Origin of the sequence: Bordetella petrii, from assembly GCF_000067205.1 — a bacterium.
Taxonomy (GTDB): Bacteria; Pseudomonadota; Gammaproteobacteria; order Burkholderiales; family Burkholderiaceae_B; genus Bordetella_A; species Bordetella_A petrii.
On record NC_010170.1, the window covers coordinates 5,101,142 to 5,126,619 of the forward strand.

Consider the following 25,478-nt stretch of genomic DNA (forward strand, 5'->3'; position numbering starts at 1 on the left):
GATCACAGTTGCCCCTCTGTGCCGACGATCTCAGCATAGGAACCCACGCGACGCACTTTGCCGTCCGCCAGCTCAACAACGCGGTCACAGGCGCGCAGCGTGGTGAGACGATGTGCAATCATCAGGATCGTAACGTCTCTTCCCAATGCCTCGATTGATTCCATCACCATTGACTCCGTCCCAGTGTCTAGTGCACTGGTCGCTTCGTCGAAAACGATAATGTCCGCCTGCTTGTAAAGCGCGCGAGCGATCCCTATCCGCTGCCTCTGCCCGCCGGACAACCGTACGCCGCGCTCACCCACTACCGTGTCATAGCCATCCGGCAACGTGGCAACGTATTGATCGAGTTGCGCGCGCGTTGCAGCTTGCTTGACACGAGCGCGATCCACCTGGTCGGGCAAAGCACCGAAAGCAATATTCTCGGCGATGGAAGCGTCTGCCAGGTAGATTGCCTGCGGAACATGAGCTAACCGCTCCTGCCACGCCCGGCGCGACCTCGAATCGAGGTTCCGCCCATCGACCACGATCGCGCCCGACGATGGCTCCAGCAGGCCCATGATGAGATCCATCAAAGTACTTTTCCCGCTTCCCGTCTTGCCAATGACGCCTACGCGGCTACCCCTAGGAATGTGCAAATCAATGCCCTTGAGGACGTCTGGGCCATCGGGCCGATAACGAAAGGAAACGTTGCGCAGAACGACGCCAGAGGCATCGTTCTGCGCAACGTGCGGATCGTTGTCTCTGGCTCCCTTTAACCGTATCGGCATTGGCAGCTTGAGCAGTGCAATGATGTCAGTCAGTACGGCGCGATTCCCGCTGACCTGGGCCCAAGATGTGTAGAGCTGCTGCATTCGGGGCAATAGTTTCTGTGCACCGAACGCCAAAGCACCCAGTACCGGCACCTGAGATGCGACCCCTTCTCCATTTTTTGTGCCCCACCATGCCATGCCCACCAACAAGGCGATACCAACCGATTCGATCACATAGCGCGGCACGACCCCTAGGAATGCGTTTGACGCCAGCGCAAGCCGCTGTGTTGTGTTGACGCTGATAAAGCGCGAAATGAACAACGATTGCGAACCGTCGAGCAGCACGTCTCGTATTCCGCCCAAACCTTCTTGCACAGACCTGACACGCAGCCCCTCGCTGCGCGAAATCAGCCTGCCGTTCTCACGCAACCGGCGCCGAACGAGGTACGTCGTGAAAAGGTACAGACCACCGAAGAACATCATTGCGGCGATAGCCGCCGTAGCATCTATATGCATAAGAACGGCTACGATTGCCACCACCACGACCAATGACGTTACTCCGAGCACCAATGGGGCGATTACGCCACTTACGACCGTATTAGCCTTATTCATGCTGGCGATGGCTTCGCTGGTATTCAAGGACACGTGATACGCATATGGCTGATGAAGAATTCGCCGATAGATCTCCGCACCAATATCCGCACCGAGCGCATAGCTGAATTTGTAATTGACCCAGGCGAGCAAGGTGCGAATCACCGTTGAAACCACCGCGACGCCGACAAATATGAGCGACAATGTGGTGAAACTCATGTCGCAAAAAATACGCCCGGCACCATCGCCACAAAACGCCCCGTTGGCCCCCATCACGGCGCCAAGAAATGGCACAATCATCCCTAGGGACGCCATCTCGGCCATCGAGCCGAGCAGCATCAGCACCAGCAAACCCCAGAATTGCCACTTCCGCCGGGTGGACAGCTGGCCGTACAAGAGACGAAACGCTCCTGCAATCGAATCCAGTTTTTTGTCGTCACGGCGATCCTGCTTTTTCATTTCCGTTTTTCTATAAGAATATCGGGCTGCTCGCAGCCCTGCTTTACAACGGTATTGATCTGCCGACCCTTCCCGCCGCTGAGCTATGTGTGTCTTGCCATGATTCGGGTTCGGCGCCAACGCTATGGCTGGCGTTCAGCCTGCCATGGGCAAAAAGGCGTAACGCTTGCGGTGGCATGTATTTGACTATATTTTCTGCTTGCCTTCGTGAGAGTGTGAACCAAGAGCATGCATTTCTGCCCATCTAACAGTGGGAATCGACTGGAGAACCGGTGAGATTGATCATGACCGGCGCCAGCGGCTATATCGGCCAGGCGCTGCTGCGACAGGCCTGCGAACGGGGCCACCAGGTGGCCGTCTACACGCGCCGCCCCACCGAATCCGGCGGCATTGCCACGTTGCCGTTCGGCGCCCCGATTCCCGACGATTTCCGGCAGGCCGATGCCTTGATCAACCTGGCGGGCCGCGCCCACACCACCGACGCCGGCGACGGCCGGGACGCGTTCGACGAAGCGAACCACCAATTGCCTGTGCGGCTGGCCGAGCAGGCGCGGCTGGCCGGGGTGCGGCGCTTCGTGCAGGTGAGCTCGATCGGCGTGCATGGCAACGCCAGCGCGCTGGCCCTGACCGAGTCCTCGCCACTGGCGCCCGACACGCCCTATACCCGTTCCAAGGTCCGGGGCGAACAGGCGCTGCACGCCCTGTTCGCCGCCACCCCACAGGCGCTGGCCATTGTGCGCCCGCCCATGGTGTACGGGCCGGGCTGCCCCGGCAATTTCGCGCGGCTGCGCAGGCTGCTGCAAACCGGCCTGCCGCTGCCGTTCGGCGCGGCGGACGCCCGCCGCTCGTTCATTTTCGTGGACAACTTGGTCGACCTTCTGTTGCATTGCGCGGCGCACCCCAACGGCCATGGCGTCTATGTGGCGGGCGACGGGTCTGACTATGCAGTGCCGCAGCTGCTGCGCGCCATGGGCCGCGAACTGGGCCGGCCTGCGCGCCTGTTCCCGGTGCCGCCCGCCTGCCTGCGCGGGGCGGCGCTGCTGGTGGGCCTGCGGCGCGAAATGGACAGCCTGACACGCTCCCTGCTGGTGGACTGGACCCACGCTCGCACGACGCTGGCCTGGACTCCGCCCATCGACCCGGAAACCGCGCTGCGCCTCGCCCTGGCCTGACATCAGATTAGGCCGGCACGCGGGCCGATGCCTCGCGATCGCGGCGCGGATACGTCAGCGCCAGCATCACGCTGACCCAGATGGCATAGAACGACACCGTGCGCATGCCGCGGAACATCAGTTCGGTCAGGCCGAAAATGGCGAACCCCAGGCAGATGCTCAGGCCCATGGCCGCCGCGGTGCGGATGGCGCGATCGTCGTGCCCCAGGCGGCGGGCGAAATACCAGGCCGGCAGCAGGTAGATCACCAGCAGGCCGAACAGCAGGCCCACGGCGCCGTATTGGGCCAGCACGTACAGCATGTCGTTGTGGGTTTCGCCGAAGGTGCGCGCCACGTCGGCAGACACCACGCCACGCTTTTGCTGGGCATCCAGCGCGGGCTCGAAACCCCGCTCGCCCACCCCGAACAGCGGGCTGGTCTTCCACATTTCGATGGCTGCGCGCGCCAGTTGCACACGCACGCAAATTGACGTGTTGCGCAGCTCGTGCACCTGGCATTCCTTCCACTGCCGCACGCCGGCCTCGACGCGGGCGTTCAGCGCGTCATTGGCCACGATAACGCCGCAGCCAACGGCCACCGCCACGCCCACCGCGGCCAGCCGGCGCGACCACGGCACGCGGTTGTAGACACAGACGCCGATCAGCAGGAACACCGGGATCGCCAACCAGCCCGAACGGGTTTCGGAGGCGATGAAGCCCGCCAGGGTCAGCCCGCCGACCCCCAGCTTGAGCGCGATCTCGGCGCGGCGCCAGCGAGTCAGTTGCCAGCCGATAGATAGCCATGCCATGACGGCGAACAACAAGGTGAGGTTTCCGAAAGTGACCGTGTTGTAGGGCGTATAGGCGGACGTTTTAGGCCGCGAGCCCGCCAGAAACTGGGGGAACAGTAGCAGCCAGGCCGCGGTGGCACCCCCGGCCAGCAGCCCCCACTGGATGTGGCGCAGCGTAGCGGGGCGCGAATACAACAGCAGCCAGGTCATGGGCAGCATGGCGGCGGCCCGGATGGCGCGTTCCAGGCCCGCGCCACTGAACTGGCCGTGATACGCCTGGCTGGCGAGCACCGATGCCAGCACCAGCGCCATGCCCACGCCCAGCGGCTTCCAGGTGTCCCAGAAGCCCGGCATGCGCCACGACGGCGCACAGGCCATGCCGGCCAGCCCGATGACACAGGCGACCATCAAGATATAAAAAATGACGCTGACCGCGCTGGATACGGTCATCAGCAACGGCGGTGATACCGCTACCAGGAGCGGCAGGATAGCGGCCCAGCTTATTCGTAAGAACACCTAGAACTCCGTGCGCAGGCTGCGCGTAAGAGCCGCCATGCAATGTGTGATATCGACCGCAATTTTACCCGTATCGAAATGTGTAGTTTTGATACATAACACTATTAAATGCTAATGTGTTGCGCAAGTGCCGCGAATGACGCGTTTGCCCCGGGACAGTGACAACTGCGCCCATCAGGGCCACAATGAGTTGCAAAGCACGCAAGGAGACAGCCATGCGCATAGCCGATGCTCAATGGATTCCCTCCACCCCACACCAGACGTGGGATGCCTTGATGGACCCGGCGGTGCTGCAAAAGTGCCTGCCCGGTTGTGTCAAAGTCGAACGGCGCACACCCACGGAATATGGGCTTTCCCTGCATGCCAGCGTGGGCGGCGTAGAAGCCGGTTACGAAGGCGAGGTATTACTGTCCGAACTGAACCCGCCCCACAGCTGTTCGCTGGCCTTCGAAGGCAAGAGCCAGACGGCCTGCCTGGCCATCGGCACCGCTCAGATCACCCTCACCCCCAAAGACGAAGGCACCCGCCTGGCCTACACGGTAGCGGCCATGGCGGGGGGAACGCTGAGCCAGTTGGGCGAGCCCGTGCTGATGAAGGCCGGCGGTAAGCTGGTCGAGAAATTCTTCGGCGCCTTCATCGATTACATGGCCAAGCAGCCGCGCACGGCGCCGCCGCCCGAGCCCGAAGAGCCAGAGCACGGCCTGGCGTCGTCGCGCTGGTCATGGCTGGCCGTGGCGGTGGTGGTGTTGGCCATCTTGGGCTACCACACGTTATACAAATAGGTGAAATCCCTAAGCGCGCGATGCTATCCTTGGCGCCATGACGACGCCCGCCGCGCCTGCGCCTGACACTCCCCCCGACCCACCCCGTTCTCGACGCGACCTGCTCATGGCCATGGCGGGCGTGTCGGCCACCGTGGTGCTGGCCGCGTTCGACTCCACCATCGTCAGCACCACGCTGCCGCGGGTGGCCCAGGCGCTCGACGGCATGGCCCTGTACGCCTGGGTGGGCACCGGGTACCTGCTGGCCACGGCAGCGTCCATCCTGATTTTCGGCCGGCTGGGCGACCTGTTCGGCCGCAAGCCGCTGATGCTGCTGTCGGTGTCCATCATCGCGCTGGGCTCGATCGCCTGTGGCCTGGCCCAGTCCATGGAACAACTGATCGCGTTCCGCACCCTGCAAGGCATAGGCGGGGGCATGATGATCGCCACCGCGTTTGCCGCCCCGGCTGACCTGTTTCCCGACGCCAAGGAGCGCGTGCGCTGGCTGGCGCTGGTGTCGGCCGCCTTCGCCATGGCCAGCGGCGTGGGGCCGCTATTGGGCGGTGCGGCCACGCAGGCGCTGGGCTGGCGCGCGGCATTTTTCATATCCCCTATCGCGGCGGCGGCGGCGCTGTTCCTGTTGGCGCGCTATTTTCCGCGTATCCGGCCGCTGCACGCCGGGCAAGGTGCGCAGCGGGTCGACTGGCTGGGCAGCGTGCTGCTGGTGATCGCCGTCAGCGCGCCACTGGCCGCCATGGAACTGGGCTTTGCATCCGGTTCGCACGCGCACCCCATGCTGGCGCTGGCCCTGACGCTGGCCGGCGTGGCTGCCGTGGCCCTGCTAGTGCCTTATGAACGGCGCGTGGCCTCGCCCATCTTTCCGCTGCGTGTCATCGCCCAGCGCGAATCGCAGCTGCTCAATGTAGCGGGGCTGGCGGTAGGCGCGGTGATGTTCATCCTGATCTTCTACAGTCCGCTGCTGTTGCAGACCGAGATGGGCTACACGCCCAGCCAGGCCGGCCTGCTGCTTACGCCGCTGGTGGCCGCCATTCCGGTCGGCAGCATCATCAACGGGCAATTGTTTCCCAAGCAGAGCGAACCGCAGCGCCTGATGGTGTTCGGCGGCTTGCTGCTGGCGGCGGGCTCACTCATGGTGCTGGCCTTCGGGCCGGGCACCTCCACGGCCTGGATCCTGGCGGCGTTCTTCGTCAATGGCTGCGCCCTGGGCTTCCTGCTGCCCAATCTGACGCTGTTCATGCAAATGCTCAGCGAACGCCGCGACGTGGGCGTGGCCTCGGCCCTGGTGCAGACCACGCGCGCCATCGGCAGCGCGGCCGGCACGGCGCTGGTCGGCATTCTGATCGGGCGCAGCTCGGTGCTGGACGGCGTGCGCGTCGGCCTGGTGATCTGCGCGGTGCTGGCGGTGGGCTGCGCCTACCTGGCACACCGGGTCAAGATGAAAAACGTCCTCACCCGCGCCGCCAGCCGGCGCAAACACTGACTGGAACCCTGACACATGCGCCGTCGCGATTTGCTGGACCTGCTGCTGCTGGCAGCGGTATGGGGCGGGTCCTTTCTATTCATGCGCATCGCCGTGCCCGAATTCGGGCCGGGTCCGCTGATGGAATTGCGCGTGGGGCTGGCCGCGCTGACCCTACTGCCGCTGGCGCTGCTGCGAGGCCGGCTGCCGCTGATCGCGCGCCGCTGGAAGGCCATTCTGGTGGTGGGCGCCCTCAATTCCGCCGTTCCCTTCCTGCTGTACGCCTATGCGGCGCAATCGCTGGGCGCCGGCTTCATGTCGGTGGCCAACGCGGTCACGCCGGTCTGGGGCGCCGTCATCGGCTGGCTGTGGCTGAAGGACCGCCTGCCCTGGGGCCGCGCGCTCGGACTGGCCATCGCCTTGCTGGGCATCGTAGTGCTGGTCTGGGATAAGCTCGATTTCGGCGCGGGCGGACACGGCCCGGCGGTGCTGGCCGCCGTGTCCGCCCCCTTGTTCTACGGCATTGCCGCCAACTGGGCCAAGCGCTTCCTGGGCGACGTCGACGCGCTGTCCAACGCCACCGGCAGCATGATCGCCGCCGCGCTGGTGCTGGCGCCGCTGGCTATCGCCACCTGGCCCGCCCAGCCGGTGTCGTGGCACGCCTGGGGCGCCACCATCGCACTGGCGCTGGTGTGCACGGGCACGGCCTACATCATGTTTTTCCGGCTGATCGCCAGCGTGGGGCCCACGGGCGCGGTCAGCGTCACCTTCCTGGTGCCGGTATTCGGGGTGCTGTGGGGCGTGTGGTTCCTGGACGAAGTGCTGACGTCGCAAATCCTGGCCGGCGCCGCCGTCATTCTGGTGGGCACCGCCCTGGCGCTTGGGCTGGTGCGCTGGCCGCGCCGCCAGGTATCAGGCTCCGCGGGCGCCTGATACTGCCGTCGCACGGTGTCAGACTGCGGAGTCAGACACCTGCTTGCCGGGCTATTGCCAGGTGTCCGGCTCCCGCAGGGTGTCGGACACCGTACGACTGAGACGGCTACGGCATACAGCGGTGTCAGGCACCTGGCGGAGCCTGACGCCTGGGGCACACCTGGGGCGTGTCGCAATGTCAATTTGAAACAATAGCGACAATTTTTGTAGTTCCTCGATAGCGCGAGGTGAAGGTTGTTAGGATTCCGCGGCCCCCCGGCACGGTGTCCGCCGGCCCGCCCAGCGCGGGCGCGCCAGGGTTGCGCTGTACCGGTAATCCACCGCACAACGACACACCCATGGACGTCAAATCACTCGAGAGGTCCGGAAAGGTCGCCGCGCTGCGCCGTGGCGGCGAGATTCTGCTGATCGGCCCCTGGGACGTGTTCCTGGGCGTGGCGCCGCGGCTGTTGATCCAGGATGCCTCGCGCCTGCGCGCGGTGCTCTACCCGCACCTGCGCGACGACAGCGCGCTGGCCAAGCTGAACACCATGGCGCGACAGATCATCTGTACGGGATCAGTGGCCGGCCATTATTCCCCGCAACAGGCCCTGGAGCAGATGGTCGGCTTGCTGCAGGCCGGCCAGATATCCGCGATGACCGTGCCCGACACCTCGGGCAGCGACGAGAACATCAACATACAGCGGGCCGCGCTGACGGGGATTCGGGCCGGGCCCGTGTCGCAGTGGCCGCTGGCCGAACGCTTCAGCTACGTGCTGGAACAGTCGCCCCACTACATGTCCGACGCATTGGGCGCCGAACTCAGAAGGACATTCAACGAAAGAACCCTGGCCCTGGTGGTGGGCACGCTGGTGGTATGGGCCGGATCGCACGCGATCGGCATCGGCTTCGTGGCCGACGCGGCGCTGCTGGCGATCGGCTTCTCGCTGGCCGGCTGGGCGATTTTCGACGGCATCCAATATTTGATGCGTTTTTTCAACCTGACCATGAATGCCTCCAGCGTGGGCGAGCTGGACCAGGCTGCCGAGCAGTTCGCCAAAGGCGTTATGGCCATGGGAGTGGGCGCCGTCATCAGCCTGCTGACGCGCGGGGCGGGAAGGCTGGCGCGCCGGCCCGCGGGGCACTCGACGCCGAGGCCGGCAGAACCCACGCAAACGCGCAGGCAGGCCGCCGGCGCCGGACAGCAGCCGTCCCGCTTGAGCACGGCCGAGTTGAACCGGCAGGCAGTCAAGAATTACGGTATTCCAGATACGCTGAGTGCTCACCAGGCACGCCACATACCGCCCGTTGCCGATGGACGCAGTGTGCTGACCGCTGATCCGGCCGACTTATTGAGAGGATTGCACGACGGGCAGTATCCTATCTTGCGACAACCCAAACCCGGCCAGGTGATGGTGGACTTCGGCCGGCCTATCGGAGAGTTCTGGAATTTGTCCGGAACGCCGACGCGTGTGGGCCCGACGAATTTCGGATCGGTTTTGTATGGTAAAAAAGGCGCCCATATCGTGCCGGCCAATCCAGTACAGTGGTAATCATGGATTATCAAGCGCTTATGAATGCCTCCCGGTGGATTGCCAAGAACAATCTGACCGACAAAGTCTGCGCCGTCCGTGTCGGCTGGGACAACGACACATCCAAACTGACCGTCATCTACTACGTGGATGGCCCGCCGACGGAAGACGAAGAAGACGAGTGCGAAATCACCATGGCGGAATTGCTGGCGCAATTTCCCGACGTCGTGCAAGCCGATACCGAATGCCTGGACTACGCTGGCAAGCAGGCCGAACTGCGCCGCATGGAAGGGCTGGCCTACCTGCGCGAAGACAAGCCCCGCGCCTGACCCAGTATGGTGCGTAGCCCGGTGACGGCGAGCAGTACGGCAGGCGCCGGTTCGACCATCGACTCCGCACGCTGGGTGCCGTGCGGCTCGCGTTCGACGGCCGGTGCCTGCAGGTGGGATACGCGAACATCGGGCTGGCGCCGCAAGCTGCCATCAGCAACGGCGACATCGTGATCGGCATCAACGAATGCGTGGCGGCCTATCGCCGCGCCGACGGCGCGCGGCATTTCTCTTACCGGATGCCGTTCGCCTTTCATGAATTCCTGCGCACTGGCGACCCGCTGATCGCGCGAGATGAACTCGGCTTCGTCGGCCTGGCGCCGGACGGCACCGAAAAATGGTCGTTCTTCACCACCGGCCCGATCGCCCGCTGCGACCTCACGCCCACACACATCACCGGGGAAACGCTCGAGGGTGAAGAATTTTCGTTCACCCTGCCATAACTGACCAAGGACACGGGCCATGACGAATGGACTCTACCCCGAAGCCGTACAAGGCGTGAAGCAGGTGTGCATTGATTTGCTGGCCGGAAAGGCAAGCATCGAACAAGCCCAGGCGGCGTTGCATGCGGCCGAACAGATCATCGTGGGGCTCGACGAAAAGTGGCTGCGGGCGCTGCTTTTCCAGGCGGAGAACAGGCTGGAAGAGATCCGATTCACGGTCTCGGACGACCGGCAGGCAGAAGCCGCCGCCGAGGTCGTGCGCCATGTCCTGCACGCCATCAGGCAGCCGCCGCCATCTCAGTCGCACGGTGTCAGACACCCTTGACGGGCTCCTGACACCTGGCAAGCGTCAGTATTCCCCCGAGCGCCCCGTCAACGCCACGCCGATGCGCAGCAAGGTGTACGACACGGCATCCACACAGCGGCGCAGCCAGCCGCGCCGCTGGTAGTCCAGCGGCCGCACGAAACGCCCGCCCGCGGCGATGGCATCTTCCAGGCGGTGCTGCAGATCCCAGGCGAACGGCTGGTCGTCGACCACCACATTCGCCTCGCGCGCCAGCAGCAGGCTGAACGGATCCAGGTTGGACGAACCCACCATCGCCATGTTGTCGATGACCGCCACCTTGGCGTGCAGATAGCCGGGCATATATTCGTAGATTTCGATGCCGCCGCGCAGCAGCTGGTCGTACAGCGAGCGAGTGGCGTAGTACTGCATGTGGTATTCGATCTTGCCCTGCAGCAGCAGGCGCACGCGCACGCCGCGCGCGGCCGCCCGCAGCAGCGCCTTGCGGAACTGGCGGCCGGGAAAAAAGTACGCGTTGCCGATCAGGATGTCGCGCCGCGCGTGCTGGATGCCGTACAGATAGGCGCGCTCGAACGTCTGCCGGAAACGCAGGTTGTCGCGCAGCACCAGGGCCGCGCGCTGGCGCCCGGCCGGCCGGGCGGCCGACGGCGCGGGCCGGGTCAGGCGCAGGCGCGACCATTCGCGCGGATGGCGGCGCAGGCGGGCCCAGCTCAGCCGCACCCACAACAGGTCTTGCGCGCGCACCGCGTCGGCCACCAGCGACCCGCGAACCTGCACCGCGAAATCGAAGCGCGCCCCCGGAATGTTGTCGCAAGGATCCAGATCGTCGTAGTCGTCGACGATATTGATGCCGCCAATGAAGGCGATGCTGCCGTCCACCACCGCCACCTTGCGGTGCAGACGGCGCAGCCGGCTGCGCGAAGGCACCAGGCGGCCGTACCAGGGCGGTTCGGGCCGGTAGATGCGGCAATGGCCGCCCGCCGCCGTGATGCGGTCGCCGACGGCGCGAGCCGTGTCGGCGCTGCCGAAGCCATCGAGCACCACGCGCACTTTCACGCCGCGCCGCGCGGCCTGCTCCAGGCTTTGCAGCACGCGCTCGCCGGTGCGGTCGATCAGGAAGATATAGGTTTCCAGGTGCACGCTGACGCTGGCCGCGTCAATGGCCCGGCACAGCGCCGGAAAGAAATCGGCGCCATTCTGCAGCAGTTCAATGGCGTTGTCGTCGGTCCAGTCGAGCCTGACGATGTCGGCCTTCACGGCAGCTCAAGCTCCGCCAGCAAGGGGGCATGGTCGGACAGCTTGGCCCATTCGCGGCCGCGCAACACGCGCGCGCTGCGCACGGCAAAGCCGCGCTGGTAGATGCGATCGAGCCGAAACCACGGGAATACGGCCGGAAAGGTGCGCGGCGGCGGCAGCGGGCAATAGGCGCCGCCCATGCCCAGCTGGTTGTTGCGTTCCAGCACCGCCACACTGTTGGGCACGCCGCGCAGCACGTTGCTTAAGCGCCGCACCGAATCGCGCAGGCGCGGCAGTTCGCCGCCATGGCTGCGCGGCGCGTTGGCAAAGACCTCGTACAGGCCCAGTTGCTGCACGAACAACGGCGCCAGGCGGTCGCCCCAGTCGTTGAAATCGCCCGCCACCAGAATGGGATCGCCCTCGGGCACCAGCCGGCTGATGCGATCGGTAAGCGCCTGGATCTGGCGGGTGCGGCTGCCGGCGAACAGGCCCAGGTGCACCACGAAACAATGCACGTCGCGGCCGTCGACCTGGATGCGGGCATGCAGCAGGCCGCGCTGTTCGAGCCGGTGATCGGAGATGTCCTGGTTCTCGTGCTCGACGATGGCATAGCGCGACAGCAGCGCGTTGCCATGGTCGGAACGGTTGCGAATGGCGTTGCAGCCATAGGCCACGTCCAGGCGCAGCGCCGCCGCCAGCGACTCATGCTGGGCGTCGAGGAAGGAGATGTGCTCGTTGCGGCCCTGCACTTCCTGCAGGAAGACCAGGTCGGGGCGCAGGCCGTACAACCCCAGGCGCAGATCGTTCAGCGATTCGCGCCGACCCAGGGACGAGCGGCCCTTATGAATGTTGTAGCTGACTACGCGGATAAGCGACATGAACCGAATGACGCCTTTTCTTATATGGCACGGGCGGCGCGGGCCGCCCTGCCCCTTGGGGATCGGGCGGGCGCCGCGGCCTGGCCAGCGGCGCCCTCTACCCCCAGATTACTTCATTTCACTTCGACATTGCGCAGGCGGATGTGCAGCTCGCGCAATTGCTTCTCGTCGACCTCGGACGGCGCCTGCGTCAGCAGGCACTGCGCGCGCTGGGTCTTGGGGAAAGCGATAACGTCGCGAATCGACTCGGCGCCGGTCATCATGGTAACGATGCGGTCCAGGCCGAAGGCAATGCCGCCATGCGGGGGCGCGCCGTACTGCAGGGCGTCGAGCAGGAAGCCGAACTTCTCGCGCGCCTCTTCGGCGCCGATTTTCAGGGCGCGGAACACCTTGCTCTGCACTTCTTCGCGGTGGATACGCACCGAGCCGCCGCCGATTTCCCAGCCGTTGAGCACCATGTCGTAGGCCTTGGCGAATGCCTTGCTGGGATCGGATTCCAGGAAATCTTCGTGGCCGTCTTTGGGGCTGGTGAACGGATGGTGCGCGGCGGTGTAGCGGCCGTCTTCCTCGTCGTATTCGAACATGGGGAAGTCGACCACCCACAGCGGCTTCCAGTCGCTGGACGCCAGGCCGGCCTTCTTGCCGAATTCGCTGTGGCCGATCTTGACGCGCAGCGCGCCGATGGCGTCGTTGACGATCTTGGCGCGGTCGGCGCCAAAGAAAATGATGTCGCCGCTTTGCGCGCCGCTGCGCTTGAGCAGTTCGGCCAGCGCCGCGTCGTGCAGGTTCTTGACGATGGGCGACTGCAGCCCTTCGCGGCCCTTGCTGGCATCGTTGACCTTGATGTACGCAAGGCCCTTGGCGCCATAGATACCCACGAACTGCGTGTAGGCATCGATTTCACTGCGCGACAGCTCGGCGCCGCCCGGCACGCGCAGGGCCACCACACGGCTGCCCGGCGCCGTGGCGGCGGCCGCGAACACCTTGAAGTCGACATCGCGCATGACATCGGTAACGTCGGTGAACTCGAGGCTCACGCGCAGGTCGGGCTTGTCGGAGCCGTAGCGCTGCATGGCTTCGGTCCAGGTCATCTGGGGGAACGGCGCGGGCAGCTCGACGTTCTGCACGGTCTTGAAGACGTGGCGGATCATGTCTTCGAAGATCTGGCGGATTTCGACTTCGTTCAGGAACGAGGTTTCGCAGTCGATCTGGGTGAATTCGGGCTGGCGGTCAGCGCGCAGGTCTTCGTCGCGGAAGCATTTGGTGATTTGATAGTAGCGGTCGAAGCCCGACACCATCAGCATCTGCTTGAACAGCTGCGGCGATTGCGGCAGCGCGAAGAAATGCCCGGCGTTCACGCGCGAAGGCACCAGGTAGTCGCGCGCGCCCTCGGGCGTGCTCTTGGTCAGCATGGGGGTTTCGATGTCGATGAACCCGAGCTGGTCCAGGAACTTGCGCACTTCGATCGACACGCGGTAGCGCAGCATCAGGTTGCGCTGCATTTGCGGACGGCGCAGGTCGAGCACGCGATGCGTCAGGCGCGTGGTTTCGGACAGGTTGTCGTCATCGAGCTGGAACGGAGGCGTGATCGAGGCGTTGAGAATCTCGACTTCCTTGCACAGCACCTCGACTTCGCCCGAAGCCAGTTCGGGATTGGCCGTGCCTTCGGGACGCGGGCGCACCAGGCCCGTAACGCGGATGCAGAACTCGTTGCGCAGGCGCTCGGCGGTGGCGAAGGCGGCGTTGTCCGGATCGAACACGATCTGCGCCAGGCCCGCGCGGTCGCGCAGGTCGATGAAGATGACCCCGCCGTGGTCGCGGCGGCGGTTCACCCAGCCATACAGAGTGACAGTCTGGCCGAGATGGTCGCGGCAAACCTCGCCGGTGTAGCAGGTACGCATTGCGGGATGACTCCTAGGTGCTGTGTTCAGCGTGAAAAGGTTACGAATCGACGGCCGGGGCCGTCGGGATGGGGGCGGCTGCCGGGGCCGGTTGGCCCGGCGGCGCCACCACGCCCATGGAAACGATGTACTTCAGGGCGGCGTCCACGCTCATCTGCAATTCGATGACGTGGTCGCGCGGCATCATCAGGAAGAACCCCGACGTGGGGTTCGGCGTGGTGGGCACATAGACGCTGACGTGCTCGCCCGGCAGATACCCGGCAACTTCGCCGCCGGGCGCGCCCGTCAGGAAGGCGATGGTCCACGAGCCGGCGCGCGGATACTGCACCAGCACAGCCTGGCGGAACGCCTGGCCGTTGGGCGCCAGCACCGTGTCGCTGACCTGCTTGACCGAATTGTAGATGGAGCGCACCAGCGGGATGCGGCCAAGCAGGGCTTCCCATTGCTCGAGCAGGGTGCGGCCCAGCAGGTTGGCGGCGAACATGCCGGTGAGCAGCACCACCAGGACCACCAGCACGAAGCGGAAGCCGGGAATGTCGATGCCCAGCAGCGATTGCGACGACAAGAAGCTGGGCACGAAGCCCTCGAGGGTTGCGATCAGCAGGCCCAGCACCCAGAGGGTGATGGCCAGCGGAACCCAGATCAGCAGCCCGGTGATGAAATACTTCTTGAAGACGCGCATACGGCTGGGCTTGCGGTCAGGAGGACGCCGCGGGCGCAGGCGTAGCCGCTGGCGCGGCGCTGTCGCTCTTGGCGGGGGCGTCGGCCTTGGGCGCGCTGGCCGTACCGGACTTGGCGCCGTCGGACTTGCCCTGGCTGCCGCCGTTGCGGAAGTCGGTGACATACCAGCCCGAGCCCTTGAGCTGGAAGCCGGCGGCCGTGACCTGCTTGGTGAAGGCGGCTTCGCCGCATTCGGGGCAGACCGACAGCGGCGCATCGGAAAACTTTTGCAATACATCCTGGGCATGGCCGCAGGCGCCGCATTTGTAAGCGTAGATAGGCATGATCGGGAATTTCCAGGCACACCGGCGCATCAAAAACCGCCGTTTCACCATCCGCGGCAGGCGGACGGCAACCAGGCGGCGCCGGATCAATACGGGAAAGTCTTGAATTTTAGCGGTTTTTGCCAAAAACGCCGTAGCGGCCGCCAAGGCGCCAGCGGCTGGGCACCACGGCGAGTCCAGGCGCCAGACTCTGCAGACGTCTAATTCGGCAGGTGTCTGACACCGACGTACGCCGCCCCGCCGCTGAACTGGACGGTGTCTGACACCCTCAGGGAGTCAGACACCTGGAACATCGGGCGGCCCCTAGCGGCCGAATGGCAGCAGGAACATGCCAGCGGCCACCAGGGTGGGCACCAGCGCCGACATGAACAGCCGGCCCGCCGAGATCGCCTCGTTGGGGAAATACGGCCGCAAGATGGCGTAGCCGGCCGGGTTGGGCGCATTGGCGATGACGGTCAGCCCGCCCCCGGTGACGGCGCCGGCCACCAGCATGTAGTGCCAGAGGGGGCTGGCGCCCTCGACCAGCGAGCCCAGGTACGTGAGGGCGGCGTTGTCGGTAATGGCGGTCAGGGCCGCGGCGCCCCAGAACAGCACGGACGGCTCCAGGCCGCCCAGCAGGTCTTGCAGCCACCATTTCTGCAGGCCGCCCAGCACCACCAGGCCGGCCAGGAAGAAGCCCACCATCAAGCCTTCGCGGATCAGCAGGCGGTCCTGGTGGCGCCGGTAGGCGTGCGCAAAGCCGATGAACATCATCATCAGGCCCAGGAACACCGCGGGATGATGGGCCGTCATGACCACGCCCACCAGAAACACCAGGTGGATCAGGATCACCGGCCAGGGCACCGGCTCGCGCGCGGCGGGCGAGTCTTCGGCGGCGTTCACGCCGCTGCCCGTGCCGATGGCGTGGCCGGTGAGCGCGTCGCGGCAGATCCACGTCAGGATGCCGGCATTGATGAAGACCGCGATGGCCGCGCGCCAGCCGAAGTGCATGGCCATGAAGGCCGTGTCCCAGCCGAAGGTCGAGGCCACCATCAGCACCGGCGGGGCCGCGTAGGCCGTCAGCACGCCGCCGATCGACACGTTGACGAACAGCACCCCCAGCGCCATGTATTTGAACCGGGTATGGCCGGCCACGCGGAAATAGCCGTCGCGCAACAGGATGGCTGCCAGCGTCATGGCCGCCGGCTCGGTGATGAACGACCCGCCCAGCGGCACCACCGACATGACCACGAAGAAGGTCGCCACTTCGCGCTGCATCGGCAGCAGGCGTGCCAGGCCGCGCACCAGCATGCCCACCAGTTCCAGGATGGGGCGGCTGGCGGCCACCACCATGATCACGAACACGAACAGCGGCTCGGTGAAGTTGCGCGTGTCCATGTACTGGATGGCGGTTTCGCTGCCGCGCAACAGCGCCATGCAGACGATCAGCACGAACGCCCACACGCCGAACACGGCCTCGACTTCGGACAACAAGTGCCAGCAACCCGCGTGCGGACCGTTGCGATGCGCCAGCCGCGCAAATACAGGCACCGAAAACGTATGGAGCACAGCCACCGCGAACAATAGGGTGGCGACAAGTTCGATTGTGTCAGGCATCAGCAGTGAATTCCGGAACGAACGCGCGCGGCCGCGGCAAGGCGGCCCGACATGCGTGAAAACTGTCGGACTATACCGCAGCAGCCCCTCGTCGCAGCAAGTGCGCGCCCTTCTCGGCGATCATGACCGTGGGCGCATTGGTGTTGCCCGAAGTAATGGTGGGCATGATGGATGCATCAATCACGCGCAGCCCCTGCAGCCCATGCACGCGCAGCTCGGGGTCGACCACGGCCAGCGCATCCACGCCCATTTTGCAGGTGCCCACCGGATGGAAGATGGTGGTGCCGATGTCGCCGGCGGCGCGCGCCAGGTCGTCATCGGTCTGGCACGCGCTGCCCGGTTTGTATTCTTCGGGCGCATAGCGGGCCAGGGCTGGCTGCGCCACGATGCGGCGGGTCAGGCGCAGGCTGTCGGCGGCCACGCGGCGGTCGGCGTCGGTGGCCAGATAATTGCACAGGATCTCGGGGTGGTCGTCGGCATGCGGGCTGGTAATGCGCACATGCCCCCGGCTGGTGGGACGCAGATTGCAGACCGACGCCGTAAAAGCCGGAAACGCGTGCAGCGGGTCGCCGAATTTTTCCAGCGACAACGGCTGCACATGATATTCAACGTTCGCGCGAGTCTGGTCGGGACCCGAGCGCGCAAAGGCGCCCAGCTGCGAAGGCGCCATGCTGAGCGGGCCGCGCCGCCACAAGGCATACTGCGCCGCCATCATGGCCTTGCCCCACAGCGTGCCCGCGATGGCGTTCAGCGTCTTGGCGCCGGTCACGCGGTAGATCATGCGCAACTGCAGGTGGTCCTGCAGGTTCTCGCCCACGCCGGGCAGGTCGTGCAGCACCGGCACGCCGCGGGCCTGCAGCAGGGCCGCCGGCCCCACGCCCGATACCTGCAGCAACTGCGGCGACCCGATAGCCCCAGCGGCCAGGATCACTTCCGCGCGCGCGCGGGCGATTTTCTCGGCACCATCGTCCAGGCGGAACGCCACCCCTTCGGCGCGACGGTTCTGGAACACGATCCGCGACACCCGCGCGCCGGTCATCACGCGCAGGTTCGGCCGCCCGGCCGCCGGCTTGAGAAAGGCCCGGGCCGCGCTCCAGCGCACCCCGCGGCGCTGGTTCACCTCGAAATAATCGCAGCCTTCGTTGTCGCCCTGGTTGAAGTCGGATACGGATGGAATGCCGGCCTGCGAGGCCGCCTCGCGGAAGGCATCGAGCAGCTCCCACGACAGGCGCTGGCGCTCGACCCGCCACTCGCCGTCGCCGCCATGGAATTCGCTGGCGCCGGCATGGTGGTCTTCGCAGCGCTTGAAGAACGGCAACACGTCGTCCCAGCCCCAGCCTGGGTTGCCCAGGGCGGCCCAGCCATCGTAGTCGGCGCGCTGGCCGCGCATGTAGATCATGCCGTTGATCGACGAACTGCCGCCCAGCACGCGGCCGCGCGGGTAGCCCAGGCTGCGGCCGTTCAGGCCCGGATCGGGATGGGTGCGGTAGCACCAGTCGGTGCGCGGATTGCCGATGCAGTACAGATAGCCCACCGGGATGTGAATCCAGTGCCAGTTGTCGGGACCGCCTGCCTCGAGCAGCAGCACGCGCTTGCCGGCGTCGGCCGACAGGCGGTTGGCCAGCAGGCAGCCGGCCGACCCGGCGCCCACCACGATGTAATCGAACACCAGATCGGTACCGCCGGCATCGGTGGCCATGGATTGTGTCTCCCTTGTGGCGTGCCGTCGCGACGCGCGATCGGCTGCATGGTGCTGCGTTGTAGAACACAAGCGTACCGCTGGCTACCCGGATACGCCCTAATGCTGCCGGCCGCGCCGCACCGGCCCGGTGCATGGCTTTGACCAGAGGTAACAACGGTTGAAAGATCCGAGCGTAGCACCGATGATTTTGTTCAGTTTTCTGTAAGCAACGAGCCGGGCCGGCAGTTGCAGGCCACCCGCGCGTTCCTCGGAGACCGCAATGCCAGCAACCCGCCCCGCCCCTTTCCCGCAACCCATCGTTTCGCGCCGCAACGCGCTCGCGGCCCTGGCCGTCACGCCCGGCCAGGCCGCCGATCCGGTCAAGCTGGATGTGCCCTTCGTGCCTACGCCCGAAGACGCCGTCGCCAAGATGCTGGACATGGCTTATGTCGGCCCGCAGGACACCGTCATCGACCTGGGATCGGGCGACGGCCGCATCGCCATCGCTGCGGTGCGCGACCGCAAGGCCGCGCGGGCCACCGGCGTCGACATCGACCCTGAACGCATTGCCGAAGCCCGCGCCAACGCCAAACACGCTGGCGTGCAGGACCGCGTGCGATTCGTGCAGCAGAACCTGTTCGAAACCGACATCTCGAAAGCCACCGTGCTGACCATGTACCTACTGCCCGATGTGAACCTGAAATTGCGCCCGCGCATTCTCAGCAACCTGGCGCCGGGCACGCGGGTGGTGTCGCACGCCTTCACCATGGGCGACTGGGACAGCGACCAGTACGAAACCGTAGACGGCCGGTCGCTGTACCTGTGGATCGTGCCCGCCAATGTGGCCGGCGCCTGGCGAATCGACCATCCGGGCGGCCCGATCACGGTGCAGATGACGCAGCACTTCCAGAAAATCACCGCCACCGCCCGGCGCGCCGATGCGCAACTGGGCGTCTCGCAGGTCCTGCTGCGCGGCGACCGCCTGAACCTGGTGCTGGACGACGGCGGCAAGCCGCTGCAGTTCGTGGGCCAGGTGCGCGGCGACACCATCGTCGCGCTGGCGGCCGATGGCGCCGAGCAAGGCTGGCAGGCCGCCAGGCAAGCGCCATGAACACCGCCGCCGAGGCAACCCGGCCCGGCGGCCTGTCGGTATTGGACGCCGTGGCCGTGCTGGTCGGCGTGGTCATCGGCATTGGTATCTTCGGTTTTCCGCCGCTGGTGGCTCAGCATGCCGGTTCGCCCGCCATGTATATCCTGCTATGGCTGGCGGGTGGCGCCATCATGCTGCTGGGGGCGCTGTGCTATGCCGAGCTGGGCTCGGCCTATCCCGACCCGGGCGGCGAATACCGCTATCTGGCGTTGGCCTGGGGCGCGCGCACCGGCCTGGTATTTGCCTGGGCGCGCTGCACTGTCATCCAGACCGGCGCCATCGCGGCGGTGGGCTTTATCTACGGCGACTATGCCCAGCAATTGCTCGACCTGGGCAGGCATGGCCCGGCGTTGCACGCCGCCATGGCCGTAACGACGCTCACCACCCTGAACATTGCCGGCACCCGGCCCTCCAAGCGCCTGCAGATCGCGTTCACGGGAATCACCGTGACGGCCCTGGTGGCGGTGGTGGTGGCCGGCATGCTGGCCGGCGACGCGCCCGCGCAGGCACTGGCCGCCGGCAGCCCGCCCCCGCAAGAAGGCCTGGCCAGCATGCTGGGCCTGGGCATGGTGTACGTGCTGCTGACCTACGGCGGCTGGAACGAATCGGCCTACCTGTCTGGCGAGCTGCGAGATCCGGCCCGCAACATGAAGCGCGTGCTGCTGATCGGCACGGCCGTGGTCACCGGCGTCTATCTGTTGGCCAACTTGGCGCTGCTCGACATGTTCGGGCTGCAGGGCCTGCGCCAGGCCAGCGCGGTCGGGGCCGACGTCATGCAGGTGGCCGCAGGGCCGCATGCCGCGGTAATGCTCAGCCTGCTGGTGTGCTGCACGGCGCTCAGCACGATCAATGGCACCATCATGACGGGGGCGCGCGTGTACGTGGCTCTTGGCGAAGACGTGCCGGCCCTGCGTCGCCTGGGCGGCTGGTCGGCGCGCGGGCAGGCGCCAGCGGCTGCGCTGCTGGCGCAGGGCCTGATCACACTGGCGCTGGTGGGCTTTGGGGCGCTGGCCGACAACGGGGTGCAGGCCATGGTGGCCTATACGGCTCCCGTGTTCTGGTTCTTCATGTTGCTGGTGGCGGCGGCCGTGTGGCGGCTACGACGCCTGCAGCCCGACCGGCCTCGCCCGTTCAGCGTGCCGCTGTATCCGCTAACGCCGGTGCTATTTGCCCTGAGCTGCGCCGGGCTGGTGTGGTCCAGCGTGCGCTATGCAGGCGTGGGCGCCCTGCTGGGCATCGGCGTGCTGGCGGCCGGCTTGCCATTCACGCGGATGGCGGGGCGGCGGCTGGCTCAGCAGGGTGCCTGACTCCGCAGGTGCCTGACACCGGGTCGACCTGGCCGGGCGCGGACGCTTCGGCTTCTGCCTTTCTCTGCATCAACAGGCTGTGCAGCATCTCGGTCGACAAACCGTGCAGCACCAGCCGGTAGCCCGCCCGCAGCGTCGACAGCGGCACCAGCGGATGCTTGTTGTTCACCAGGATGAGGTGCTGCGGAGCGCCGAGGATCTGCGCGGCGTAAATGCCGATGGTTTCGTCAAGCTGCAAGGAATTGGCGGCGCGCCAGAAATCGTTGTCGGTCAACATCAGCTGGTACAGCGGCGTGAACAACTCGATGGCGCTTTGCAGGTCGAGGAAATTGCGCCTGCGTCGCGGCATGTCGGTCAGTTGCAGGCCGGGGTCGCGCACCATCGAGAAATCCACCTGCGCCGGCGCGCGCATTTCTTCGCCGGCTTCGCGCAGCGCGCCGTTCAGGCGGATCACGAAGTTGAACAGGTTCAAGTCGTGCTTGACGAAGAATTCGTCTTTCAGGTCGGCAATGCCTTGCGGCTCGAGCGGCGTGGTGGCCACCTGCACCGGCGCATTGCGCGCAATGAACGCCAGTATCTGCGACCCCAGGTGGAAGTGCCGCAGAATGAGCCAGTTGGCCTCGGGAGACACGAAGTGCTCGAGCCCCCATGCCAGAACGCGGTGCAGCAGTTTCGAATGCGCCCAGCGGCGCGGCAGGAACGTTTTCACGACCTGGATCAGGATGATGAACGCGCGCGCCAGCGGGCGTAGGAACGGCAGCAAATATTGGCGCGAACCGCAGCTGGAATCGGCCAGCCAGGCGGCTTTCACGTCGTCGGGCAGCGGGGTGCTGCGGTCCAGGTACAGCGCCAGCCAGGGGCTCGGGTCGGCGGGATCGTGCTCGCGGGTCAGGAAGTCGGGCGTGTGGGGTTTCATGCGGGGTCGGCCTCCATCACGTGATGGAATTGCATCAGGTAAAGCGCCGCGGTGCGGCGCGCGGTGTCCACAATACGGCGTTCGGCCTGCCCGCGGTCGTCGGCATCCAGGGCCAGTTCCACTGCCATCAGCCAGCGCGCCAGATGGTTTTCATCGTTGTGGCCGTGGTATTCCAGGAACCGGAACCGGTCGGCCGGCAAATCGAGGCTGGCCTTCAGCAGCGGCAGCAGCGCCGGCACGATGCGCTGGCCGGTGCCCTCGATAATGTAAATGGCGCCCAGCAGGCCGATCGGGTCGCGCGTGGCGGCCAGCGCATGCAGATAGGCATTGAGCGCTTCGCCGCCGGGATTGCGGCGCAGCGCGTCGATGTCGGTCTCGGCGCCGCCGGCCTTGCGATAGTCCTGGAACAGGATCTGGAAGTCGTCCTGCTCTTCGCCGGCGTGCACGCCGATCAGCTCGGCCAGCGGCCGGTAGGCTTCGCCCAGCGACGCGGCGCCCTCGCGCATCCACTTGCTGCCTTCGCGCACCTGCGGAATCCAGTGCGCCATCCAGTTCACGTAGTCGGCCGGGCCGAAGCGCCGCTCGCGCAGGCGCCGCACCACGGGCGTGCGCCACACGCGCGAGCGGTAGTCGTGCCAGATCGACGCCAGTTCGGTCAACAGCGGCCCCAGGCCTTGCGGCGCGCTGCCGGGATCATGCGGCGGGGCAATGGCCTCGGCGTCGTCGCTGGCGGCGACGTCCGGCGCGGCGGCGGCCTGTCGCGGCGCGCCGTGCGCCGAAGCCATCGGCGCATCGGCCGCCTCGGCCTCGAACAGCAGGTAGGCGGTGGTGAAGCGGCCTGATTCCGGCACATAGCAGAACACCTGCTGGCCGGGCTGCAGCGCATGCGTTTCCAGGAATTCGGCCAACATGATGAGGATCGACGCCGCCCCTGTGTTGCCGCGCCAGGCCAGGTTGCTGAACCAGCGCTCGCGCGGTATGGACAGGCCGGCCTTGTCCATCAGGCCTTCGACCACCGGAATGAATTTCTCGGATGAGTAATGGCACAGGAAATGATCGACGCGGTCCGGGTCGACCCAGCCGTCTCGCACCAGGCTGGCGTATTCGTGGATGCCGATGTCGAACAGGTTCGGCAGCAGACGGATGTCCTGGCGCAGCGCCAGCGCGCCGGCCGCTTCGGCTTCGGCCCACGAGGGATAGTCGAGGTGGCCCTGTCCGCCTTCTGCCGGCAGGCCCAGCTGCATGCACACGGGGTAGTCGCCCGAAAACGCGCGCTGGTGCACCCACTTCAGGCGCAGCCGCACGCCCGCCGAAACCCCGGGCAACGAGGCGCCGCTGCTGCCCAGCAAAACGGCGCCCGCGCCATCGGACAGCATCCAGCGCAGGAAATGCGCATCGAAGTCGGCGTCGTAGCCGCGCGCCGCGAAACGCGAGCGCTTGAAGAGCCGCGACGGCATTTCGCTGGCCACGGCCAGCGCACGGCGGTGCGCCCCCAGTTCAATACCCTGCGCGGCCGCCTGGACGGCCGCCACGCCCGCGGCGCAGATGCCATGCACCGACACCAGCTCCATGGGCGGGGCTGCCAGTTCGCCCTGGATCATGTTGGCAAAGCCAGGCATCAGGGTGTCGCCGCCCGACGAACCGCTGGCCAGCAGCGACACGTCGGCCAGGCCGCGCTGTTGCCGGTCGAGGCAGTTACGGATCGCCTGCGCGGCCTGCGCCGCATTGGTCCAGCGGGTGTTGCCGGCCGCGTCGATGGCGTAGTAGCGCTGCTTGATGCCGTTTTCGGCCAGGATGCGCTGCTTGATGCGGCCCGACATGCGGTTCAGGGGCGCTATGTAGCGGTCCATGTCCTGGTTGGCCACGGGCTCGCCCGGCATGAAATAACCGGCGCTTTCCAGATAGACGCGATCAAAGGCAACGGGCATGGGAAGAATGGGTTCCTATTCTTGGACAATGTGCTCGGTGCGCATCAGCGAGCGGCTACGGTAGCGCGGCCAGGCCAGGCCCAGCACGAACACGCGCAGCATGTAGGGCGCCAGGCCGGGTTCGAGCAACGCCGGATCGAGCCGATGGCGATACTGCCGGGCATGCAGGCCGGCCAGTTCCGACCAGTGCGCGCGCGCGTGCTCGTGATGGGCCGTGTGCAGGCCAATGTTGAACAGCAGCGGATTGACCAGGCCCTCGAAGTTGCGCGCGTAGCTCAGCCGGGCATGCCGCTGCGGGCCGCCGTCGGCGTGCGCGTGCTGCAGGTAGTTGGTGGCCAGCAGCCAATGCAGGCCATGCAGCTGCGGCAAAATGACGAACAGCAGCGCCTTGCCCGGGTTGACCGCCAGCAGGCCGCCCCACAGGCCCAGCCAGGCGGCGTACTGGCACAGGCAGTAGCGCCACGCGCCTGGCCAATGGCGGCGCAGTCGCCCCAGCCAGCGCCAGAACAGGGGATACAGCGTCCAGGCCGCCTGGAACGGATGCAGCAGATAGCCGGCCAGGTGATTGGTGTCGCCGCCGTAGCGATAGGTGCGCGCCAGGTCGCGGGCGCCATGCTTGTAGCGATGATGGTTGCCCGCATGCGCGGGAAAGAACACGAACGTGGGGTGGCCCTGCAGCACGGTCAGCGCCATGTCGGTGGCGCGGTTGAGCGTGCGGCCATGCCACATGCGCAGGTGTGTATGGTTGTGGTGCACCACGCCGATGCCCAGCGTCAGGAACAGCATCAGGCCGTACAGCAGCCAATGCAGGCCGTGCACCCACTGCCAGGCGGCCAGCGCGGGCAGCGCCGCCATGTAGGCCAGGCTTTGCACGTCGCGCCAGTTGCGCAGGCCGCCGGGCCGGCGCGGCGACGGGCTAGGCGCGGCCGCCAAGCGCGTCTCGCTGCCGGGCCGCGCCCAGCTGGGGGGCCGCCGCGTCGGCCTGCAGGCGGGTGCGGAACAGGCGGTCCATGAACGTGAACTGGAACCCGTAGTTGCCGCGATAGCAGGCATGATGCAGATGGTGCCGGCGGCTGGCGGCGAACCAGTGGGCATACGACACGCGCGGAAAGAAGTCGTAGTTGGCGTGGCCCACGCAATTGAAGAACAGGCTGAACAGCGGCACCGAGAACAACGACCAGAAGCTGAAGTCGTGCAGCATCATGGGTAGCAGAATCACGTTGCCCAGCATCAGGGCCTCGATGGGGTGGAAGCTGTACGTAGAAAACGGCGTGGTCACCACCGAACGGTGATGCGGCAGGTGAAAGCGGCGCAGCAGGCGGGTGTGCAGCAGCCGGTGATTGATCCAGAAATGCACGTCGTTCCACGCCACCAGCGCCAGGATTTCGAGCACGATCTGGCCCGCGCCGGCATCCGGATCGAGGCGGGCCCAGCCCAGCTGCAGCAGGCCCCACGGGAAGATCATGCCCAGGCCAAAGATCAGCACCGAGATGCCGGATTGCGCCAGTTCGCGCCGCAGCTGGCCGGGCGCGAGCGGACGCGGGTCGAGCACGGCGCCCACGCCCAGCGCCGGCAGAATGCGGTGCGTCAGCAGCCACGTGGCCGCGCCAAACAACAAGTAGATGCCGCCGAAGAACAGCAGGCCCACGGCCATGACCTGCCAGGCCGACAGCGAGAGGAATACGTGCGCCATGAAAGTCCGTGACCCGCGCCGGGACCGCCCGGGATGGCCGCATCATAAGCAATCTGCCCGCCGCGTGCCACGGCGGGATGCCGGATCGCCGGCAGGCGCCCAGGAATTGGCTTCCCCCCTCCCCAGGTGCCAGGCTCCGCAAGGTGCCTGACACCGAAGTGTGCAGCGGCT

General features: G+C 66.2%; 23 protein-coding genes. 10 read left to right on the plus strand and 13 right to left on the minus strand.

Going from position 1 to position 25,478, the window contains the following annotated elements:
* Positions 1 to 2: 2 nt before the first annotated feature.
* A complete protein-coding gene (locus tag BPET_RS24460) occupies positions 3 to 1,799 on the minus strand; it encodes an ABC transporter ATP-binding protein (protein ID WP_151208998.1) in 1,797 nt (598 codons plus the stop codon).
* Between the two features lie 272 nt (positions 1,800 to 2,071).
* Between BPET_RS24460 and BPET_RS24465 the strand changes: the two genes are divergently transcribed.
* Positions 2,072 to 2,971, plus strand: a complete 900-nt coding sequence (locus BPET_RS24465) for an NAD-dependent epimerase/dehydratase family protein (RefSeq protein ID WP_151208999.1) — start codon at positions 2,072 to 2,074, stop codon at positions 2,969 to 2,971.
* A gap of 7 nt (positions 2,972 to 2,978) precedes the next feature.
* Here BPET_RS24465 and BPET_RS24470 read toward each other — a convergent pair whose 3' ends face one another.
* Positions 2,979 to 4,190: an O-antigen ligase family protein gene (locus BPET_RS24470; protein ID WP_012251659.1), complete on the minus strand. Its 1,212-nt coding sequence runs from the start codon at positions 4,188 to 4,190 to the stop codon at positions 2,979 to 2,981.
* Positions 4,191 to 4,471: 281 nt separating this feature from the next.
* Between BPET_RS24470 and BPET_RS24475 the strand changes: the two genes are divergently transcribed.
* The 7 genes from BPET_RS24475 (at position 4,472) to BPET_RS24505 (ending at position 10,038) form a co-directional block, all read left to right on the plus strand.
* On the plus strand, positions 4,472 to 5,038 hold the full coding sequence (locus BPET_RS24475; protein WP_041863278.1) for a CoxG family protein: 567 nt from the start codon (positions 4,472 to 4,474) through the stop codon (positions 5,036 to 5,038).
* A 37-nt stretch (positions 5,039 to 5,075) separates the two neighbouring features.
* Positions 5,076 to 6,518: an MFS transporter gene (locus BPET_RS24480; RefSeq protein ID WP_012251661.1), complete on the plus strand. Its 1,443-nt coding sequence runs from the start codon at positions 5,076 to 5,078 to the stop codon at positions 6,516 to 6,518.
* 15 nt (positions 6,519 to 6,533) lie between these two features.
* Positions 6,534 to 7,430 (plus strand): DMT family transporter, encoded by an 897-nt coding sequence (locus BPET_RS24485; protein ID WP_012251662.1) that lies wholly within the window; start codon positions 6,534 to 6,536, stop codon positions 7,428 to 7,430.
* 338 nt (positions 7,431 to 7,768) lie between these two features.
* A complete protein-coding gene (locus BPET_RS24490) occupies positions 7,769 to 8,962 on the plus strand; it encodes a polymorphic toxin type 50 domain-containing protein (RefSeq protein WP_012251663.1) in 1,194 nt (397 codons plus the stop codon).
* 20 nt (positions 8,963 to 8,982) lie between these two features.
* The gene (locus BPET_RS24495) at positions 8,983 to 9,270 is read left to right on the plus strand and encodes a hypothetical protein (protein WP_041863285.1); all 288 of its coding nucleotides are present in this window, start codon (positions 8,983 to 8,985) and stop codon (positions 9,268 to 9,270) included.
* An 80-nt stretch (positions 9,271 to 9,350) separates the two neighbouring features.
* The gene (locus BPET_RS24500) at positions 9,351 to 9,713 is read left to right on the plus strand and encodes a hypothetical protein (protein ID WP_041863287.1); all 363 of its coding nucleotides are present in this window, start codon (positions 9,351 to 9,353) and stop codon (positions 9,711 to 9,713) included.
* Positions 9,714 to 9,732: 19 nt separating this feature from the next.
* Positions 9,733 to 10,038, plus strand: a complete 306-nt coding sequence (locus BPET_RS24505) for a hypothetical protein (RefSeq protein ID WP_012251666.1) — start codon at positions 9,733 to 9,735, stop codon at positions 10,036 to 10,038.
* A gap of 24 nt (positions 10,039 to 10,062) precedes the next feature.
* Here the strand turns inward: BPET_RS24505 and clsB are convergent, their stop codons facing one another.
* The 7 genes from clsB to BPET_RS24540 all read right to left on the minus strand — a co-directional run bounded on the left by clsB (position 10,063) and on the right by BPET_RS24540 (position 18,331).
* Positions 10,063 to 11,274, minus strand: coding sequence for a cardiolipin synthase ClsB (clsB, locus tag BPET_RS24510; protein ID WP_012251667.1), 1,212 nt, complete (start codon positions 11,272 to 11,274; stop codon positions 10,063 to 10,065).
* On the minus strand, positions 11,271 to 12,131 hold the full coding sequence (locus BPET_RS24515) for an endonuclease/exonuclease/phosphatase family protein (RefSeq protein WP_012251668.1): 861 nt from the start codon (positions 12,129 to 12,131) through the stop codon (positions 11,271 to 11,273). The genes clsB and BPET_RS24515 overlap by 4 nt, the downstream gene beginning before the upstream one ends.
* A 113-nt stretch (positions 12,132 to 12,244) precedes the next feature.
* Positions 12,245 to 14,032, minus strand: coding sequence for an aspartate--tRNA ligase (aspS, locus tag BPET_RS24520; protein ID WP_012251669.1), 1,788 nt, complete (start codon positions 14,030 to 14,032; stop codon positions 12,245 to 12,247).
* Positions 14,033 to 14,072: 40 nt separating this feature from the next.
* Entirely contained in the window at positions 14,073 to 14,714 is a 642-nt protein-coding gene (locus BPET_RS24525) for a DUF502 domain-containing protein (protein ID WP_012251670.1), read from the minus strand.
* A gap of 16 nt (positions 14,715 to 14,730) precedes the next feature.
* Entirely contained in the window at positions 14,731 to 15,036 is a 306-nt protein-coding gene (locus BPET_RS24530) for an FmdB family zinc ribbon protein (RefSeq protein ID WP_041864432.1), read from the minus strand.
* Between the two features lie 303 nt (positions 15,037 to 15,339).
* Positions 15,340 to 16,632 carry a putative Na+/H+ antiporter gene (locus BPET_RS24535; RefSeq protein ID WP_012251672.1) on the minus strand — a complete coding sequence of 431 codons (1,293 nt, stop codon included), beginning with the start codon at positions 16,630 to 16,632 and terminating at the stop codon, positions 15,340 to 15,342.
* Positions 16,633 to 16,702: 70 nt separating this feature from the next.
* Positions 16,703 to 18,331 (minus strand): GMC family oxidoreductase, encoded by a 1,629-nt coding sequence (locus BPET_RS24540; protein ID WP_012251673.1) that lies wholly within the window; start codon positions 18,329 to 18,331, stop codon positions 16,703 to 16,705.
* 262 nt (positions 18,332 to 18,593) lie between these two features.
* Between BPET_RS24540 and BPET_RS24545 the strand changes: the two genes are divergently transcribed.
* Positions 18,594 to 19,424 carry an SAM-dependent methyltransferase gene (locus BPET_RS24545; protein WP_012251674.1) on the plus strand — a complete coding sequence of 277 codons (831 nt, stop codon included), beginning with the start codon at positions 18,594 to 18,596 and terminating at the stop codon, positions 19,422 to 19,424.
* Positions 19,421 to 20,770, plus strand: coding sequence for an APC family permease (locus tag BPET_RS24550; protein ID WP_012251675.1), 1,350 nt, complete (start codon positions 19,421 to 19,423; stop codon positions 20,768 to 20,770). Before BPET_RS24545 ends, BPET_RS24550 begins: the two co-directional genes overlap by 4 nt.
* Here BPET_RS24550 and BPET_RS24555 read toward each other — a convergent pair.
* The 4 genes from BPET_RS24555 to BPET_RS24570 all read right to left on the minus strand — a co-directional run bounded on the left by BPET_RS24555 (position 20,727) and on the right by BPET_RS24570 (position 25,307).
* A complete protein-coding gene (locus BPET_RS24555) occupies positions 20,727 to 21,686 on the minus strand; it encodes a DUF6999 family protein (protein WP_012251676.1) in 960 nt (319 codons plus the stop codon). The genes BPET_RS24550 and BPET_RS24555 overlap by 44 nt on opposite strands.
* The gene (locus BPET_RS24560) at positions 21,683 to 23,614 is read right to left on the minus strand and encodes a StlD/DarB family beta-ketosynthase (RefSeq protein ID WP_012251677.1); all 1,932 of its coding nucleotides are present in this window, start codon (positions 23,612 to 23,614) and stop codon (positions 21,683 to 21,685) included. Before BPET_RS24560 ends, BPET_RS24555 begins: the two co-directional genes overlap by 4 nt.
* Before the next feature lie 15 nt (positions 23,615 to 23,629).
* Complete coding sequence (locus BPET_RS24565; RefSeq protein ID WP_081483078.1) at positions 23,630 to 24,469, minus strand: fatty acid desaturase; 840 nt, start codon at positions 24,467 to 24,469, stop codon at positions 23,630 to 23,632.
* Between the two features lie 61 nt (positions 24,470 to 24,530).
* Positions 24,531 to 25,307: a sterol desaturase family protein gene (locus BPET_RS24570; protein ID WP_012251679.1), complete on the minus strand. Its 777-nt coding sequence runs from the start codon at positions 25,305 to 25,307 to the stop codon at positions 24,531 to 24,533.
* Positions 25,308 to 25,478: the final 171 nt, after the last annotated feature.

Bases quoted from the DNA above. Each gene is read 5' to 3' on its own strand.
- BPET_RS24460 (WP_151208998.1), bottom strand. From the start codon at position 1,799: ATGAAAAAGCAGGATCGCCGTGACGACAAAAAACTGGATTCGATTGCA.
- BPET_RS24470 (WP_012251659.1), bottom strand. From the start codon at position 4,190: ATGACCGTATCCAGCGCGGTCAGCGTCATTTTTTATATCTTGATGGTC.
- BPET_RS24475 (WP_041863278.1), top strand. From the start codon at position 4,472: ATGCGCATAGCCGATGCTCAATGGATTCCCTCCACCCCACACCAGACG.
- BPET_RS24480 (WP_012251661.1), top strand. From the start codon at position 5,076: ATGACGACGCCCGCCGCGCCTGCGCCTGACACTCCCCCCGACCCACCC.
- BPET_RS24485 (WP_012251662.1), top strand. From the start codon at position 6,534: ATGCGCCGTCGCGATTTGCTGGACCTGCTGCTGCTGGCAGCGGTATGG.
- BPET_RS24490 (WP_012251663.1), top strand. From the start codon at position 7,769: ATGGACGTCAAATCACTCGAGAGGTCCGGAAAGGTCGCCGCGCTGCGC.
- BPET_RS24495 (WP_041863285.1), top strand. From the start codon at position 8,983: ATGAATGCCTCCCGGTGGATTGCCAAGAACAATCTGACCGACAAAGTC.
- BPET_RS24505 (WP_012251666.1), top strand. From the start codon at position 9,733: ATGACGAATGGACTCTACCCCGAAGCCGTACAAGGCGTGAAGCAGGTG.
- BPET_RS24515 (WP_012251668.1), bottom strand. From the start codon at position 12,131: ATGTCGCTTATCCGCGTAGTCAGCTACAACATTCATAAGGGCCGCTCG.
- aspS (WP_012251669.1), bottom strand. From the start codon at position 14,032: ATGCGTACCTGCTACACCGGCGAGGTTTGCCGCGACCATCTCGGCCAG.
- BPET_RS24525 (WP_012251670.1), bottom strand. From the start codon at position 14,714: ATGCGCGTCTTCAAGAAGTATTTCATCACCGGGCTGCTGATCTGGGTT.
- BPET_RS24530 (WP_041864432.1), bottom strand. From the start codon at position 15,036: ATGCCTATCTACGCTTACAAATGCGGCGCCTGCGGCCATGCCCAGGAT.
- BPET_RS24535 (WP_012251672.1), bottom strand. From the start codon at position 16,632: ATGCCTGACACAATCGAACTTGTCGCCACCCTATTGTTCGCGGTGGCT.
- BPET_RS24540 (WP_012251673.1), bottom strand. From the start codon at position 18,331: ATGGCCACCGATGCCGGCGGTACCGATCTGGTGTTCGATTACATCGTG.
- BPET_RS24545 (WP_012251674.1), top strand. From the start codon at position 18,594: ATGCCAGCAACCCGCCCCGCCCCTTTCCCGCAACCCATCGTTTCGCGC.
- BPET_RS24550 (WP_012251675.1), top strand. From the start codon at position 19,421: ATGAACACCGCCGCCGAGGCAACCCGGCCCGGCGGCCTGTCGGTATTG.
- BPET_RS24555 (WP_012251676.1), bottom strand. From the start codon at position 21,686: ATGAAACCCCACACGCCCGACTTCCTGACCCGCGAGCACGATCCCGCC.
- BPET_RS24560 (WP_012251677.1), bottom strand. From the start codon at position 23,614: ATGCCCGTTGCCTTTGATCGCGTCTATCTGGAAAGCGCCGGTTATTTC.
- BPET_RS24565 (WP_081483078.1), bottom strand. From the start codon at position 24,469: ATGGCGGCGCTGCCCGCGCTGGCCGCCTGGCAGTGGGTGCACGGCCTG.
- BPET_RS24570 (WP_012251679.1), bottom strand. From the start codon at position 25,307: ATGGCGCACGTATTCCTCTCGCTGTCGGCCTGGCAGGTCATGGCCGTG.